The following is a 17,697-nucleotide window of genomic DNA, read 5'->3' as shown; positions in this document are numbered from 1 at the left end:
TACAAAGAACTGAAAACAATCAGCCTTGGCGAGTTATCTGCCATTGTTACCCGCCATTATCCTGCCGTAAACAGCCTGATAATGACTGACACTGCGCTGCCAATTACGCTCTTCTTCGACATAGCGCCTACCGGCTAGCCGCACTTGCTCCCATTGATCTTGCTGATCGAGGGCCGCCAACACCGTTTGTGCCAAAGCTGTCTTATCTCCAGCTTTGAAGAGATAGCCAGTTTCCCTGTCTCGAATTAACTCATGATGCCCACCGACATCCGAGGCCACCAATAAGCGACCTTGCGCCATGGCTTCCAGAGGTTTTAAAGGGGTCACCAAATCGGTTAAGCGCATCGCCAAGCGCGGATAAACAAAGATATCGACCAGATTGTAATAGCGCTGCACTTGATCGTGAGCAACACGGCCGGGCAGAATGACCCAATCCTGCAAGCCCAGCGCCTCAATTTTCTGCACGATTTGTTGCTGTTGCGGCCCACCGCCCACTAACAATAAACGCACATCAGGCTGCTGCTGGATAATCGCCGGCAATGCATCCAGCAATAGCAACAACCCCTCATAAGCATAAAAAGACCCGATAAAACCGAGCACAATTTTGCCGCTCAATCCTAACTCTGCTTGCAAGTTTGGCTCGGCGGCGTCGCCGTAGGTAAATTTATCGATATCAACGGCGTTGGGAATCACGGTAATTTTCTCTGCTGCGACTCCGCGGCCGATAATATCCCGGCGCAGACCTTCGCAAATAGTCGTGACCGCATCGGCATGCTTAAAAACATGTGTTTCCAATGCCTTAGTCAATCGGTAACGTAAACTACCTTCATGGGTGGTGCCATGATCGACGGCCGCATCTTCCCAAAATGCCCGGCATTCGTAGACCAACGGCAACCCATATTTTTTAGCTACTTTTAAGGCCGCAAGCCCGTTCAACGCGGGCGAATGGGCGTGCAGAATGTCCGGTTTGATCTGCGGAATAATTTCATCCAGCCGTTCCGCCAACGACTGTACGATGGCCCATTGATTTAAAACCGGCAATTTCGCCGCTAAACCTTGTGGGATAACAGATCGATAAAAGGTAAGTCCATCAACGGTTTCAATGGGAGCTTCCGCGACTTGATGTTTGGCGGATGTGACATGAAACGTCTCCCAACCCAGTTTGCGTTGTTGCTCGAGAATCGCGCGAGTACGGAAGGTGTATCCGCTGTGCAAAGGAATGGAGTGATCCAATATGTGTAATATCTTCATGTCAAGAACGGGTTAAGGAATGTTCCTATTGGCAACTTGCCGGGTTCGACATGATTGCCATGATTTATGTTGTTTTAGTGTTGTCAGCCAGCCGAAACCAAGCCTTTCTGATTAAATGCGGCACTAGTATATGCAAGGGCATTTTTAACCAATGCGAGCGAAGAAACAACAGCCAACGAGCAAAGCCGGTCAGGCTGTCCGCGCAGCTACAATGGTGTGGTTTTAGGGCTTGCGAGAAAAGATAGTCCATAACTCTGTTTTTTCCGCCTCCCGCATAGATGTTAGAAGCCTTAATGACATTATCAGGAACCGGCGTTGCCAATATTTTAGTGGCATAGCGGAGGGCGTAAAACAAGGGCTTACCCAATCCCAACATTTCTGCTCGATTATGCAGGTTTTCCCAAAAACTCGGATCGTTGCCACTAAATTCGCGTAGGAGCAAATCTATGTCGCTCAAATCGCGCAAACCATTTTCAAACTCTCCTCCCCAGAATAAATGGCTGGCACTATGGAGAACCATATCCTCAGGGGCCAAAACCCAATAATCGGTATCAGTTATCTTAACAGCCGCTTTTAGCAACAACTCGGCATCAGGATATAAATTGCAGGTTTGCGGGAGTATATTGTGATGAATATCCAGCGAAGTCCCACGCTTGATATGCCTAAGCGGCGGCAATTCATGCATCCACTGCTCGTAATAGCGCTGATCGTAATTATCCATCGGCTCAGGAAGCCATCCGTGCCATTTCAACGCATCTTTGACCTGTTTCAACTGAGTCTTCGGCACCAGTATATCAATATCGCTGAATACGCGCCCCAAACCAGCATTCAATCCGGCTGCTGAATAAGCGGTGCCTTTCAACAAAATCAACCGAATATTCAAAAGTTTAAAGACCTGCAACAGGTTATGCAGTTCCCAATTGACGATGCGCTTTTGAGACAGCCAATAAGTCTCGGCTGATTCAAGATGATAAGAAAAAGGCTGTGGTGGGCTGAACAATCGAAATTTTTTCCGGAAAAATGCCAGTCTGGCCAATACTCCGGCGCTCCTTGCTTGCCTTAACAACAGCTCCCAATCGGAATTCGAGTCAATACTATCCTTCGCCTTGACCATCAAGTATTCATTCAACAAATCAGGCATCATGCGACTCTCTAGCGTACATCATCCAATAATTGCACAAATAAATCAGACGCGTGGTTAAAATCGCCATCGTAAATAAAATCATACGCCTGACAGCTGTTTACCAGGCCCGCCAAGGTCTCAAAACCCTGCGCACCTAGTACACTGTAATTGAATGAAAGGTCCGCCAGCCGCATGAACGCCTCAGACTTCGGCACCGCAGATAAACTCAAAGACGATTCTGCTCGATACTTCGGAAATACAACCAAGCATGGTAGGGCGGTTTGATCAGCTTTTGACACCGATTCGGAGGGCGGCTTCATCAGACAAACCGATCCTTTCAAAGTATCGTGAACAACAGGGCTGAATTGGCAAAATGGAAAAGTATCCGCGATCACCGATATAGATTCGTTTTTCAAACTAACTGGACGCGGTACTGGAACAACATACCCGGTTGCTCGATCCACCAAAGTTAATTCATCAGATAATAGTCGCCAACCGTTGTTGATTAATGCTGCACACAATGTGCTCTTACCTGACCCCGGCGCGCCAGGTAAAATTAATGTTTTACCGTTTCGCTCCACCACAGCGGCGTGAATAATTAGAAACCGGTGTGAGTAGCCGGATATACACCAGTTCAACCCCCATTCAAAGAATGGAAATGCCTGCGCATAAGGCAAAGGCTTGAAAGGAATAAATTGATCAAAGGCAAATAGCACCTGTTTGCGAAAGAAACGCCTTACGCCCGCAGGCTGAATTAAGCGGACATAAAAGTCGCAAAAAGTATCTGGGAGTAATATCGGATAGGCAGAGTAAAGCTCAAGGATACCCTGCTGAACTGACGGTATAGCAGAATGGATTCTAATTGAAAAAGGGCCAATTCTGATAACAAACCGCCCAGACGCTATCAAAGGTGAAGTGGAATTAGGTTCGCTCAAAATATTTATATATTTTCAACAACTTGAATGCTCTGCAACACGCCTAACATGCCCGCTAAAGATTGCGGATCAACTCTCTGCAGGCCTGCATCAACAGCCATACCTAGCAAGGTTGATTCACTAATCGGTGCTTGAGAATGCATAATTGTCAATAATATTAAGCTCGCCTCCTCATCTAAACAATGAGTTTCTCCACTACCGTGATGAAAAACTATGGCCTGCTTATCAAGCAATGCTATCTGAATAGGAAAACTTGAGGAAAGAGTCCAAGCCACAAATTAAAGAGGAACCAGACTTCTAAGTAATTCCTTAGCCGCTTCAGAATTAGAAACTAACAAACTCCCGTCATAAAAAGTGTTTGCTGAATTAATTCCCAGAAGGTAAAGTTTTTTGATGTCTTCGCCGCTTACATCAGGTATTAACCCTAAACTAGCGTTTAGATAATCAACACTAGCGGCTCCGCGGATGTCCACACTAGGACTATAAAGTAATGTTTCAAAAAACGTGGTCGTAGCCGACGCCGAACCGAATACGGATGAAAAAGTAGTTGCACTATACGTTTCCGTGGTCTTTCCTGAGCTATCTACATTAGTGCCGGTCTTAGGAAAATTACTGACTATCAGTTGACACATCTTAATTTGGGCAGATGTTGAAGCGTTTACCCAACTATTAGATTTGTAATACTTGTAAGTATAGTTTGTGGTGTTTTTCGGCCACGATTTACTAACCAAAAAAGGATTGATTCTCGCGGTGATCCAGTCGTTGATATTTGGATGGGTGCCAGACTGAGTATTTACATCAACGGTATCGACATTACCACTCCAGGCTAACGCTGTATGTCCAGCCCTACAAACCGACATATCCTCGGAATGACTCGACACATTACCTGATTGCACTCCTGAGATAGTACATTGATACACACTGCCTAAAGCGGTCTTACTTGTGAGTGTCATTAAAACTGGCGCAATCACACCAGCTTTCGCGAAAGACCTTCTGGATTTATCAAGTGATCTACCAACGTTCTGGGATTCTTCTGCAGTACGTTTCTGTTCATCTATTCTGTTCATCTGGAACCCTCTTAAATTAAACTTTGAATTGGTTCGCACTCTAGCAAAATACCTTGTATCTGTCTATTGCACACAGGTACAGATCCAGAATTTGAAAGTCGATCATTTAACTATTTCGAAGAAACGCTTCAAACATCAGCAAAGACCAAATCGACGCACTGTAATCGCGCAGCCCGGACTGATGCTGAGTAACCAAATGATGCAAATAAGCGTCATCGAACCACCCTGTGCTTTTCAGAGTTTCCCCCAGCAAGGCCTGCTGCACTCGCCCCTTTAACGGCCCTCTAAACCAGTTACTTAATGGCACCGCAAAACCCATTTTGGGTCGATAAAGAATATCATTAGGTAGATAAGGCTCCAATGCTTTCTTGAATAGATATTTACCTTCTCGCCCATGTAGTTTTAAATCAGGAGGCAAGGTCGCCATCCATTCCACCAGTTTATGATCCAACAACGGCACCCGAACTTCCAAAGCATGAGCCATACTAGCCCGATCAACCTTAGTCAGAATATCTCCAGCCAAATAAGTTTTCAAATCCAAATATTGCACCATTGACAGAGGATGATCCGGAGCTTGCTGGCTATACCGACGGAATACCTCAATAGCCTCATAACCCTGCAACTCGCTTTTTAGACTATCGCTAAATAATTGGCTGCGCATGCCGTTGGACAGTACCGACACGCTGTGAAAATAACCTGCCATCGAATCTCTACCAATAGACTCGAAAGTTGTTTTTGCCCTTAATACCTTGGGCGCCCAATCCAGCTTCGGATATACCTTGCCTAAGGTCGAGAACAAAGGCATCCGCAACGCATCAGGCAATAATGCCCTCATCCTCTCTTCATAGGTATGCCAGCGATAGCGCCTGTAACCAGCCAGATTCTCGTCGCCGCCGTCGCCAGATAACACCACAGTGACCTGTTTCTTGGCCAATTCGCAAACTCGGTAAGTAGGTAACGCAGAACTGTCGGCGTATGGCTCGTCATACAAACCGGATAATTGATCAATCAAACTAAAGTCTTCGGGATCGACTTGTTCGACTCGGTGTGCGGTGTGGTAACGCTCCGCAACTTGGGCGGCGAATTGCGCTTCGTTAAATTTAGGATCGCCGAAGGAAATCGAACAAGTATTGACCGGATCTTTGGATAGTCCCGCCATCAATGCCACGACACCGCTGGAATCGACGCCGCCAGACAGAAATGCGCCCAATGGCACATCAGCGACCATTCTAATTTTCACTGCCTCGCGCAAGCGCTGGATTAACTCTTCACCAGCTTCTGCTGGGTTGCCCGCAGAAGCCGTCTGAAATTTAACATCCCAATATTGTTTAGGCCGAAAGCCGTTCTGTCCTCGTTTAATCGTTAAACAATATCCGGACTCAAGCTTATAAACACCTTTATATATGGTTTTTGGATCGGGAATGTAACCAAAGCCGAAATAGTCTTCTACCGCTGTAGGGTCAACATTTTTTGGCAGTAAAGGGTGTTGTTTCAATGCTTTCAATTCGGAACCAAAAATGAACTGACCGTTACTTAATTCGGCATAAAACAGCGGCTTTACGCCGAGACGATCTCTGGCCAAAAATAAGGTCTGCCGCGGCCTATCCCAAATCCCAAAGGCAAACATGCCGCGCAAGCGTTCCACGCACGACTCGCCCCACGCTTGCCAAGCATAGAGAATGACTTCTGTATCGCAATGCGTCCTGAAGCTAAAGCCCAATGCCTCCAACTCTTCTCGCAATTCAGGAAAATTGTAGACCTCACCGTTATAAGTCAGCACCACATTGCCATCCTGACTATGCATGGGTTGCTGACCGCTGGACAAGTCAATAATGGACAGTCTGCGGTGACCAAAACCCAAACCAGGCTCGGTATGCAAACCGCCTTCGTCTGGCCCCCGGTGGAACTGGGATTCGTTCATCCGCGACAACAAATTGCGGTCTATTTCACTAGCACCTGTAATATCGAAAATACCGACTATGCCGCACATATGAGTTCTCTCTGGATCATTTACTGCTTGTCATAAACTTGCCGATAGCGATCCACCATGCTATCGATTGAAAATTCCGCCTGAATCCGCCTCAGCGAAGCTTCGCCCAGTTGCTGCCGTTTGCTATCATCCAACGCCAAATCACGCATCGCGAATGACAAGCCCGCTACATCCTCTTTTTCTACCAGGCATCCGGTCTTGCCATCCAGCACCAACTCGGGGTTACCGCCGACACGAGTCGCTATAACCGGCAAACCACTAGCCATCGCTTCCAATATAGTATTGGAAATGCCTTCCGCCTTAGAAGGCAATACGAAAATATCCAGACTACGCAGGATTTCTGCAATGTCGTTACGTTCGCCGGGCAACCAGGCTTTATCGGTAAGGCTGGCGGCACTCAATAACTCAAGCGCTTCGGCTCGCAAAGGCCCGTCACCAATCAAAAACAAGCGGGTAAATTGGGCAAATTCCGGGGATTTTTGACAAGCATCGATAAACGCCCTAACCAGAGTCAATTGATCTTTCACGCCGTGCATGCGTCCGACCGTACCGATCACCAGCTTTTCATCCAAACTCAGCGAGCAACCGTCCGGTATTTGTCTAATTCCGACACGAGGGTAAAATGTTTTGGTGTCGACGCCGTTACAGATGCGCGTAATTTTAGCCGAAGGAATGCCAACTCGATTCAGCAAATAATCCTGCAAATGCTGCGACAAAGGAATGAAGCGATGGATGATTAAACCTAAACCCCGCCTTAACCATTGATATCTGACATTACTGCCATCCGGATCGAAGACATCCCAGCCATGCTCGCCATGAACTCGATAAGGCACGCCGGCAAACAACGCGCTAACCTGATATTCGATAGCCGCTAAATTACGGGTATGCACAATAGCCGGCTGCCATTGTTTCAACAAGCGATAGACCGTATAAAACGATGCCCAATCCTGCCCTGGGCGCTTATGCAACTGATGAACAATCACATCTTGCCGCTTGATACGTTGGCTGAATTCGGTGCTATCCGCTAAACAGATAATAGCGTGCCGGTAATTGTATTCCGGCAAATTGTTAATGATATTGACCAGACCGTTCTCCAGACCACCAATGCCTAGCCGATAAATGATATGCACGATTAAGGGCGGCAACTGTCTGGACATTTATGCAGACTCGCCCGCTATCAATCGGCACAAGCGTTGGCCGTTTTGCTCCCAACTGAAATCGCTTTCTACATAGCGGCGATTGACGTTAGCCGATTCGACCGGCTGGTCCAAAAACTGTAAAACTTGGCTGGCAAAGTCTTCCGGAGCGTCGGTTATCGCCACCTGCAAATCCGCTCCACCGGGTATACCTTCCATAGCCGCCGAAGTAGCCACTATGGGCTTCGCCATCGCCATCGCTTCCAACACCTTGTTTTGAATGCCTCTGGCAATTCGCAAGGGCGCGACGACAACGTCAGCGTAAGCAACATAGGGCCTCACATCGTCAACCCGACCGGTCACAATGACGGCGGAGTCTTTATCCGCCAGTTGCAACACTTCTTTGGCAGGCTTGGAACCCACTATGTAAAAATGTACGCCAGGCAAGCGGCTTTTAATAGTAGGAAAAACCTGCTCGGCAAACCATTTGACCGCATCGACATTAGCCCAATAATCCATCGCCCCCGTAAAAACTATAGCCTGCTGGGTGGCCGGGAAAGGCGTTTGCCATGACAAATCCGGATCGAACTTATCCGTATCCACTCCGTTGTTTACAAAACCAATTTTGCTTGCCGATTCAGGCGCCAAAGTTTTAAACAAACCTGCTTCTTGTTCGGATACTAATATTGTCGCATCGGCCCTACCGGCGATACGGCGCTCATAGCTCAACAATTTCTCGGCTTCTCGCCGATAGATCCAACTTGCGGGCCAATGCTTGCTAAGCGCATATTGCCGCCATTTATCGGAATCAACATCGACAAAATCGGCTACCCAATGCAAGTTGGTATATTTCTCAACATATTGCGCCATTGGCGACGAAAAGATCATTACCCGCTCGATACCCTGTTCTTCGATGGTCTTATCTACCCATTCCTGTAATCCGCGGTTACGGTAATAGGGCAAACTCAAGGCTTCTCCACTCAGCAAACCTGTCAGACTTTTAATTTTACCGCTCTGGGGATTTAATTCGATACAGCAAGTATCTGCACAGAAAGAATCTAAGGCGTCGATATGCTGCTTATCATCCGGGTCATCGATAAAGGTACCGAGAAATATCCGGTATTCAGCCGCTAACGCCAACAAAAAATGAAAGGAACGAATCTTATCGCCCTTGTTAGGGGGATAAGGAATACGATGGACTAAATAAAGTAATTTAGGCTTTTCCATTAGCCCAAGTCCTTGGCAAGCCAAGGACCGACCAACTGACTAACCGGCAAAGGCAAGTGCTTCCAAGCGGCGATAAACAAGCGGTATTTAGGATTGAGCGGATTAATTTCAGGTATTTGTTTGGCTTTAACCAGATCAACCTCGTAATAGAGCGGTTCCGGTTCGAAACCCCAATGCTTTTTGAAGCGATAGGAGCCTGTGCCGGTTTTACTGCGACCGTAATCGAAAATCTTACAGCCTTTTTCCACCGCGCGCCGCATCACTTCCCAATACATGAAATCGTTGCCTTTCAAATCACGGGCAGCATCGGTGCCGCCGCCGTAATACGGCAAAACCTCGTCCTTGAAATAAAAACTCATCACACTAGCAACCAGTTGACCTTCGTGCTCTATCGTTAGCACCTCGCAACTCTCGCCGAATACAGCTTGCAAAATTTGAAAATATTTTTTCGGAAATACCGGGGTGCCTAGATTCCGGACACTTTCGGAATAGGCGCGATACAAACGTTCGACATTATCGTCGATGACACTGGTAAGACCGGCTTTGATGCCAGCCCGGACCATTGCCCGCTGCTTGCGTGGAATCGCATTTAGATTTTTTTCGACGTCTGGATCGAGTTCTTTTCTAAAGGTGACATAGAGTTCTTTATGTGGCCAATCGGGGTGATACTGTTGCCGATTTCTCATCTCCAGGCTATCCACACCCAATTCCCTAGCCAGTTGTTGCGCTTTGCTTTGTAACGCTACGAAGGCTTCATCATTGCTCGCGACAATTCCCCCATAAACACAAAAAGCGTTTGAAACCAAAGAATTGCCAAATAACAAGCTATTGACATGGGTCAAGGGCAAAATACCGGTAATTTCGCCATCTTGCTCTGTGTAGTAATAATATGTGTTGTGTCCAAAAGCCTGCTTTATCACCTGCTGCCAAGCGGATAAATGAAAAAAACTGCCATCGGCCGCCGCCATGACATAGTGATCCCAACGCTCTCTTTGGGCTGGCTCAAGTAATTTGATCATGACTAACTATGATGATTTGTCAGTTTGCTTGGTTAGAAACACATTCCGCATGGTATCCCAAGCAAAATCGGTTAGTAAGCTGTTAAGCCGATTTTGCATTCGCCCCAGATTCAGATAATGTCTGAAGCGGGTTTTAAATGATAGGTCATGCTGCCGCGGTTGCTCTGGATCTATTTCCCATGGGTGAAAATAAAAAATACCTGACTGGTTTTCGTGTTTATTAAGGTGACGATAAGCCCACTTCGAAAATTGATACGGATATAATCGAAAAAAACCGCCGCCACCGCAGGGGATATTACGATCCAGTATGTTCAAAGTAGTAATTGGTATTTCCAACAGTTTAGGCGCGTTATCCGGCCGATAAGCAAAGCGGGGGGCACTCGGCATACCGTATAAATCGTGTTTTACAGGATATATACTAGAACTGTATTGAAAGCCCTCGTCTTCCAACACCTCAAGCGCCCAGAGATTCTTTGCACCTATAGAATAGCTGGCAGCACGATAACCCACAATTGGCTGACCACCAATATCCTCGAGAATCTGCCGGCTAATTCTAATATCTTCCCGAAACTGCTCCGGCGTTTGCTCGGTTACTCGGGTGTGTTGATAACCGTGCGACGCGAGCTCATGCCCTTCATCGACAATTCGCTTGACCAACTGAGGGTAACGCTCAGCCACCCAGCCCAAGGTAAAAAACGTAGCTTTTACTTGATGTTGAGCAAACAAATCCAAAATTCTCTGGGTGTTCTGCTCTACCCGGTGCGGCAATCTATCCCACTGGTCACGCTGAATCTTCGCCTCAAAAGCCGAGACCTGAAAATAATCCTCGACATCGACAGTCATGGCATTAACCCGCACAGGCAAATTCATACAGTTTTACCCTGCCAACTCATAACGACGCACAATTTCATCGACGATGCGACCAGCGGCTTTACCGTCCCAATATTCCGGGACGCGACCGCTCTTACCGCCAGTGTGCAAAATATCATCTACACATTGCATGATTTTGGCCGGATCGGTTCCTACAATAGTATTCGAGCCCTCGGTGATCGTAATCGGCCTTTCGGTATTTTCCCGCAAAGTCACACAAGGCACACCCAATGCGGTGGTTTCTTCCTGTAAGCCACCGGAATCAGTCAAAACCAATTGGGCGGATTGCATCAAACCGAGCATTTCCAAATATGCCACCGGCGGCAACATAATCACCCTCTGCTGTGGCAATATTTGCAATAAACCCGCTTCGGCAATTTTTTGCTGTGTGCGTGGGTGAACCGGAAATATCACAGGGAGTTTTTCGCTTATATCACCCACGACCCGAACCAAGCGCGCCAGTGTTTCGGGGTCGTCAACATTTGAAGGCCTGTGCAATGTTAATAAGGCATAAGCTTTTTCCGAAACAGCCTGCTTAGAACCGTATCGCTGCAATGTTTCCGCCAAAGAAGAAGCTTGCTGGCAGTTAGCCAAAAGCGTATCGATCATCACGTTCCCAGTAAAGCATATCCGCTGTTCATCAATACCCTCCCTAATCAAATTATCCGCCGCCGCACGTTCCGTAGTGAATAGCAAGTCAGACAGCTGATCGGTCAAAATCCGGTTAATTTCTTCCGGCATTTGCCGATCATAACTTCTTAAACCGGCCTCAACATGAATCAGTGGAATGTTTTTTTTCACTGCGACCAACCCGCAGGCGATGGTGGAATTGACGTCGCCGACAACCAATACCGCGAAAGGATTAACCTCATCCAAAACCGGCTCAAAGCGCAACATAACATTTGCAGTCTGCACTGCATGGCTACCAGATCCGACACCCAAATCTTTGTCCGGCTCTGGAATACCGAGCTGTTGGAAAAAAGTATCTTTCATGGCTTGGTCGTAATGCTGACCGGTATGCACCAGATAAGGTGTTATCAAATGCCTAACTGCTTGCAACTGCCTAATAATGGGCGCCATTTTCATGAAATTAGGTCGCGCGCCAACCACGCAAACCAAAACTTTAGGGAACATTTTTAATCCAAGGAGGTTGTTGTATCGCTGTAAACAGCATCCATATCCAATTGCAGCAGAATTGCTTTTCTAAGCAGCGCTTTTTCTTTATTCAGACTGTTTCGTAGATTGGTGACAACATCTTCGAGTCTGGCAATCCGATGCTCAAGAGATTCTGAGTCAACATCACTGAAACGATGCAAAGGCGGCATGGAATTCTCATACTCCTCGTCAGCGGCTTCGAGTAACATTTCTTCCTTAACCTCGACAATCACTTTGGTAACCGCCTGCTCATCCAGCAGCTTCAACTCCTCCAAATAACCGAACAATAGCAGACGATCACACAAGGAATTAATGCGCCTAGGAATGCCTCCGCTAAACTCATGAATCACCTCGAAAACACTTGGTGTAAACTCGGGAGTTCCCGTCCAACCCGCAGTTTGCAACCTAAAAAGTATGTATTCTTTGGTCTCTTCCAAATCCAACGGATCAAGCTGAAATGTGGATACGATCCGTTGTTTCAGCTGCTCCATATCCGCAGAGTAAATGGTACGTTTTAATTCGGTTTGCCCAACCAGAAATACCTGAAAAACGGGATTGCCGTTAACATCCAAATTGGTAAGCATACGTAATTCTTCCAAGGACTGTTTAGGCAGATTCTGCGCTTCATCGACGATCAACAATAATCGCCTTCCCTCTCTGGCTTTTTCAGCGATAAATTTTTCAAATCCCGATAATAAACTGGCTTTATCCGTCAGAGAAAATGAAAATCCAAATGTCGATGCAGCCATCCGCAAGGTGTCTTCGGGGCCCACTTGAGAAGTCATCATCACACCGATTAACAATTTCTCCTTATTCAAATTTTTTATCAAGCTCTTTACCAGCATAGTTTTACCTGTGCCAGGCGAGCCAATAACGAGAACAAAGCCTTCACCTTGCGTCAAGCCGTAATGCATATACGCTAAAGCACGTTTATGCACCGAGCTCTGGAAAAAGAAATCTGGGTCGGCACTTAACTGAAACGGCTTTTGGGTGAGATTATAAAATCCGTCGTACATGTAGTTTCTATTTAGAATCGTACGTTAAAATTGGCTGTCGCCCTGTTTTCAACATAACCGTTAAATTGAGACGAATCAGATATTTGATTGATATGTCGAAACTCAAGCCTGGTATCCATTAACAAGGGCCGACCCAGATTAATCGGAACGCCCCTGCTTACCCCCAAAGCGACATCATATCGAGAATTGCTGGCCAACTCTCCATCGGTATGCTGCCAAGAAGGCCTCAGATAAAGATCCATTCTAGAGGCAAACTGCCATTGCCAACTACCCGTAACCCCATACGACATGTCTTCTCCAGAACGGGTTTCATATGTCCTACGCTCGTTAAATACCGAAGCGGTATAACTGCTCTTACCTGTTTGGTAGGAGAAAGAAAGATTTCCACGTTTTCTAATAATCACGTCATTGACCAAATCAAACGGATTGAAAACTAACTGAGTATTGTTAAAATTGGGACCTGGAATTAACGATGATCTTCCGGTAATAGGATCAGTTGGACCAGGGGTTAGAAATCCCCGTGAAACTAAATCTTGAGTATTGACCACCTGAGTTAAACTACCCGAAGCATCCCGAAGAAAAAACCCTTGCTCGGCAAACAATTGCTGCATCGTCGTGGTCTCTTGGGAATAATTGAATGCAATACTGGCCTGCTTAGCTCGATAATTAAAGTTTGCATCCCAAGAGTCGCCAGTGTTTAACCCAACATCTTTATTGCGATACGTAATAGTCGAACTAAGATTTTCCGATGGATTAAACTGCAACGTAGCATGCTTGTTATTGCCAATACCGACCTCAAGTGAATACCACTTGCTTGGCGTCCATTGACCACCTACCGTATAAAAAAAACCATTACTTATGCTGTTTGTCGAGGTCTGAAAATCGTTATTTTCAAACCCAGCTTGCCCGAAAAGGTTGAACTTGTTATTGATATAATACCGGGCATTACCTTGATATTGTTCAAACCGAACATCTTGCCCGACAGCCCTACTCTGTTCTTGCGACGAATAATTTAATCCCCAGTTAATTCTATTAAAATAACTGCCGCTGGACAATCTAGCCTGGCGCGTAATAGTATCTGAATCAGACACTAAACTTGATAACTGCGGCGTGACTGAAGATCCATTTAAATTCTCAAAGGAAGATTTACTATAACCAACTTTAGCTAAACCCGTCGCAAACTGACCAAAACGAGGTGTCCAATATGGTGAAATACTAAATGTCTTTACTTCAGTCCGCCCTCCGTTTCCAGAAATATTATCAGTCGTAACAAACGAATTACTAATATTTTGCTGACTAATTGAGCTTGCAGTTTCAAGGAAAAGAGTATTACGAACGGCTTGATACAAAGAATTCATATTAAGCTGATGATTTATATCTATAGCATCTCTACCGCCCGCATTATAGAGACCTTGCATACGATAATTTAAATTGAAATTACTCCAAGGAGAATCCCCATACAAGGAAACTCCAGGACTAATCTCAGTGACAAAACCGCTTTTTTTGTTATTTTCAGAAAGTGTCAAATTATCAGAAAATATTTCACTGGCCGATAAACTTGGACTAAATCTCCAATCAAGCGCCTTTGCAACGCTAGAATGTAAAACCATGCCGACACTTAAACCAGAAAGCAAGGTGGCTAGAGACAAACCGGAAAGACGATTACTGTCACAAATGTCCATATTTCCCATAACTATAATTGTGACCGTATATATCTATCTCTTTTCTTGTTTTGTTCAGAAGAGTCATAACAACATCGCAATTACTAAGCTTTGCAACCGACTCATTAACCACGCTCTGAGGAGTTACTTCCGCCGCAATCACCAGCACCACTTGACCTACAAGCTCTGCAAGTATTTGAGCCTGAGTAGCAACTAATAACGGTGGTGAATCAAAAATCACTATTCGATCTTTGTATCGCCGACTCACTTCTTCCGCAAACAAATACATCCGTTGACTTGATAACAACTCTGTTGAGTATTTATGTCTTTTACCCGCTGTAATCAAACTAAAATTTGGAAGATCTGTCTTTAGCAAAATATCTGAAAAAGTGACCTTATCATCTTCTAAATACTCTATTAAGCCGCGAGGGCTATTGATCCCTAATTGTTTGGATATACTTGGCTTTTCTACATCGGCATCTATAAGCAACACTTTTTTATCTCTTTCGTTAGCGATGCTCAAAGCCAAGTTAATTGAAACGAATGTCTTCCCTTCTCCAGGTAAACTGCTACAGATAAGAATTAAATTAGAACGATTAATACCATTATTTTCCGCGCCCTGTATATTATTTACCAAAGGCCTCTTAATAACCCTAAACTCTTCAGCTAGCTGAGATTTTGCGTTATTATTATCTATAAAACCATTTTCCGCCAAACCAGCCCAATCAACAACAACTTGTTGCTCGGGCGAAAATGCGCTGGAAGATTCTCGTAACCCAGCCGATTCTAAATTGGTTTCACTGAAACCCCTATCAAGCTTAGCTGTGGTAGCCGACTCTTGACTATTATTGTCCACAACTAACCCTTGGCTCCCTGCCTTTTTCAGCGCATTCTCTATAATGCTCATATGTTTACCTGTTTAATACGACTTTACTTAAGTATCTCAAATATCATGATACCGATATAACCACTTAGCAATATTGCAAAAGTCGAAATAAGTAACCAGTCAATATTATTAGTCTGACTTATGCCTTGTGAAGTAAGAGACACACTACCTAAAGATGGTAGGCCGGTCACAATCCTTACTTGTCTCGTTGACATGAACACTGGCCGTATAAAATAAACCAAAAACGCGACACCAAATCCTAAAATCACCCCAACCAAAAGCGCGAAAGAATAAAATAATTTTCTATTAGGGGAGCTAGGCTTGTTGGGCTTACTAGGGGGATCAGCAATTTTGAATTTCAAACGAGATGTCTGGTCATCAACGCGTTCGGTAATATGAGCCTGTTCACGCCGATCCAGCAACTCGGCGTACTTGCCACTTATCGTTTCATAGTCCCGGTTAAGATTTTTCATTTCCGTTTCTATGGTCAATCTTTCATTCAAACCTTCTTCAAGTTTTGCTATCCTGCTTCGAATTGACTCAACTAAAGTTTGACTAGAAGCAACTTCAGCCTGAGCATTGTCAAACCCCATTTTTAACGCCTGAACATAGGGATTCGCCATTTTCTCTGCACCAATACTTTCGGAAAGCCCTGCCTGTATATCTCCATTTACTTGTGACTGACTCGTCTTAGCTTGGTTCTCTTGAGTTTTCAGCGTGTCAATCAACTTATCGATTTCAATTATTTCCGGATGGCGTTCGGTATATTTAAGCAACAATTCAGTGCGCTTATCTTTCAGAGATTCTATCCTTGCATTATCCGCAGATACTTCCTGAGTGGATGTCGGTAGACCCCAGTCTTCCTCAGACTCTTGGATTTCAGCAACTTGCTCCGCCAAAACATTTCGTCGAGAAATAGCTTGATCTAGAGCCGTGTTGGCATCTAGATACTGCTCCTTCATTTTCTGTAAACTCTGAAATTGATCTGAGCCGTTAAGTAAATCAATGTTTGCGCGTTTAAATTCTTCTTTCGCTTTTTCAGCATCTTGCAGCCTAATCTCGTATTCTCGTATCTGCTGCTCGATGAAACGCTGCGCATCACTCGCGTCAGCCAGTGCTTTCCCCTCTGTTTGTTCAGAAAATACAGTAAGAACAGCCTGGACCACACTCTTCGCAACTTCAGGATCTTGGGAAGTATAAGCAATATCAAATATATCTCCTCTGCCTCCCGCAATTGTTATGTCCTTCTTAAGTTTCTCAATCAATTCCGTAGCAGATCCTGAGCTATCCTGCGATCTACTTAGCTGAGATAACGAAATAATTTTTTCCAGATTAGGCCTCGTAAACATTAGCTGCTGAATTATTCTGATCAGCGCAGATATATCAGGCTCTATAACCATGCCTCTCATAAGAGGCCTAATCACTGTAGCTGAATCAATATGAACTTTGGCTTTCGATTCAAATTTATCAGGCATCATAAAAATGTACACCCAAGCAGCCGAACAAACAACCAAAGCGAAAACGATGGCAAGGCGCTTGTACTTTAAAGTACCTTTCAAATAAAAATAAACTTCAGAAAGATCTTGCTGCATATTAACTAGCCGTTGTTTTCAATCTAAAATTAATGGACATACTATCTACAGAAAAAGTCTACCTTCTTACAAAAACCTAAAAATAGGCGTCGGGAATAATTAAAATATCCCCCGGCATCATCAAGACATTAGCTGACAAATCTGTATCATCAATCAGGTCGTCAATCCTTACGCCAAACGGCTTCAATTCTCCATTCACATCCCTGATAACACTAGCTCTATTGCCATCAGCATATTGGTTCAGACCAATTTGAATAATAACATCCAATAGCGTCATTCCCCTCTCGTATGGAATGGATTTACCCTGGTAACGTCCTACACCACCACCGGCTCCACCACCGGCTCCACCACCGCCACCGCCAATTCTCCCAATGACTCTGATTTGCTGAGTGCTAATCCCTTTGAATCCGCTCACCATAACAACTACCTGTGGACTCTTAATATAAGTCGAAAGCACCTTCTCAATGTCCCGAGCAAGTTCAAATGGAGTTTTACCACTGGCCAACAATTCTTCTACTAGAGGAACAGTTATCTTTCCATCCGGACGCACTGGTGCTGATGTAGATAACTCTGGATTACCCCAAACAAAAATATTGACACTATCGCCAGGTCCTATCTGATAAGTATAGTCAGCAGTCTGTTGCACATCCTCAAGTAGAGGCTGGGAGCAACCAACAACACTAGAAACAAGGACAAATGCTATCAAACAATACAACAACTTTTTTTTAAATATCGGCATAATCATAATCTAAGTAGTTACCCAATTACC

Annotated in this window: 16 protein-coding genes; all 16 read right to left on the bottom strand. The window is 45.1% G+C overall.

Translation table 11 applies throughout. From position 1 onward, the window contains the following. Positions 1–33 precede the first annotated feature (33 nt). On the bottom strand, positions 34–1,251 hold the full coding sequence (locus EBB_RS09070) for a TIGR04063 family PEP-CTERM/XrtA system glycosyltransferase (protein ID WP_192393403.1): 1,218 nt from the start codon (positions 1,249–1,251) through the stop codon (positions 34–36). A gap of 64 nt (positions 1,252–1,315) precedes the next feature. After that, entirely contained in the window at positions 1,316–2,395 is a 1,080-nt protein-coding gene (locus tag EBB_RS09065; RefSeq protein WP_225587290.1) for a nucleotidyltransferase domain-containing protein, read from the bottom strand. Between the two features lie 8 nt (positions 2,396–2,403). After that, on the bottom strand, positions 2,404–3,309 hold the full coding sequence (locus tag EBB_RS09060; protein ID WP_225587289.1) for an HprK-related kinase A: 906 nt from the start codon (positions 3,307–3,309) through the stop codon (positions 2,404–2,406). Positions 3,310–3,314: 5 nt separating this feature from the next. Then, the gene (locus EBB_RS09055; protein WP_192393402.1) at positions 3,315–3,584 is read right to left on the bottom strand and encodes an HPr-rel-A system PqqD family peptide chaperone; all 270 of its coding nucleotides are present in this window, start codon (positions 3,582–3,584) and stop codon (positions 3,315–3,317) included. Between the two features lie 3 nt (positions 3,585–3,587). Further along, positions 3,588–4,376 (bottom strand): hypothetical protein, encoded by a 789-nt coding sequence (locus EBB_RS09050; protein WP_192393401.1) that lies wholly within the window; start codon positions 4,374–4,376, stop codon positions 3,588–3,590. Positions 4,377–4,482: 106 nt separating this feature from the next. Further along, a complete protein-coding gene (locus EBB_RS09045) occupies positions 4,483–6,366 on the bottom strand; it encodes an XrtA/PEP-CTERM system amidotransferase (RefSeq protein ID WP_192393400.1) in 1,884 nt (627 codons plus the stop codon). 20 nt (positions 6,367–6,386) lie between these two features. Continuing rightward, a complete protein-coding gene (locus EBB_RS09040) occupies positions 6,387–7,523 on the bottom strand; it encodes a TIGR03088 family PEP-CTERM/XrtA system glycosyltransferase (RefSeq protein ID WP_192393399.1) in 1,137 nt (378 codons plus the stop codon). Next, the gene (locus EBB_RS09035; RefSeq protein WP_192393398.1) at positions 7,524–8,729 is read right to left on the bottom strand and encodes a TIGR03087 family PEP-CTERM/XrtA system glycosyltransferase; all 1,206 of its coding nucleotides are present in this window, start codon (positions 8,727–8,729) and stop codon (positions 7,524–7,526) included. Next, positions 8,729–9,748: a FemAB family XrtA/PEP-CTERM system-associated protein gene (locus EBB_RS09030; protein WP_192393397.1), complete on the bottom strand. Its 1,020-nt coding sequence runs from the start codon at positions 9,746–9,748 to the stop codon at positions 8,729–8,731. The genes EBB_RS09035 and EBB_RS09030 overlap by 1 nt, the downstream gene beginning before the upstream one ends. Positions 9,749–9,754: 6 nt before the next feature. Then, positions 9,755–10,618 (bottom strand): XrtA system polysaccharide deacetylase, encoded by an 864-nt coding sequence (locus tag EBB_RS09025; RefSeq protein WP_192393396.1) that lies wholly within the window; start codon positions 10,616–10,618, stop codon positions 9,755–9,757. A 6-nt stretch (positions 10,619–10,624) separates the two neighbouring features. Then, positions 10,625–11,752 (bottom strand): non-hydrolyzing UDP-N-acetylglucosamine 2-epimerase, encoded by a 1,128-nt coding sequence (gene wecB, locus EBB_RS09020; RefSeq protein ID WP_192393395.1) that lies wholly within the window; start codon positions 11,750–11,752, stop codon positions 10,625–10,627. A 2-nt stretch (positions 11,753–11,754) separates the two neighbouring features. Beyond that, complete coding sequence (locus EBB_RS09015) at positions 11,755–12,789, bottom strand: XrtA/PEP-CTERM system-associated ATPase (protein WP_192393394.1); 1,035 nt, start codon at positions 12,787–12,789, stop codon at positions 11,755–11,757. 11 nt (positions 12,790–12,800) lie between these two features. Beyond that, on the bottom strand, positions 12,801–14,480 hold the full coding sequence (locus EBB_RS09010; protein WP_225587288.1) for a TIGR03016 family PEP-CTERM system-associated outer membrane protein: 1,680 nt from the start codon (positions 14,478–14,480) through the stop codon (positions 12,801–12,803). After that, positions 14,458–15,357 carry an XrtA-associated tyrosine autokinase gene (locus EBB_RS09005; RefSeq protein ID WP_192393393.1) on the bottom strand — a complete coding sequence of 300 codons (900 nt, stop codon included), beginning with the start codon at positions 15,355–15,357 and terminating at the stop codon, positions 14,458–14,460. The genes EBB_RS09010 and EBB_RS09005 overlap by 23 nt, the downstream gene beginning before the upstream one ends. Positions 15,358–15,380: 23 nt before the next feature. Beyond that, positions 15,381–16,928, bottom strand: a complete 1,548-nt coding sequence (locus EBB_RS09000; RefSeq protein ID WP_192393392.1) for an XrtA system polysaccharide chain length determinant — start codon at positions 16,926–16,928, stop codon at positions 15,381–15,383. A gap of 76 nt (positions 16,929–17,004) precedes the next feature. Then, positions 17,005–17,673, bottom strand: a complete 669-nt coding sequence (locus EBB_RS08995; RefSeq protein ID WP_192393391.1) for a polysaccharide biosynthesis/export family protein — start codon at positions 17,671–17,673, stop codon at positions 17,005–17,007. Between the last annotated feature and the right edge of the window lie 24 nt (positions 17,674–17,697).

Source organism: Methylomonas fluvii, assembly GCF_014850975.1.
Taxonomy (GTDB): domain Bacteria; phylum Pseudomonadota; class Gammaproteobacteria; order Methylococcales; family Methylomonadaceae; genus Methylomonas; species Methylomonas fluvii.
The sequence above is the reverse complement of the archived record's forward strand: the minus strand, read 5'-3'. Positions and strand labels throughout refer to the sequence as shown.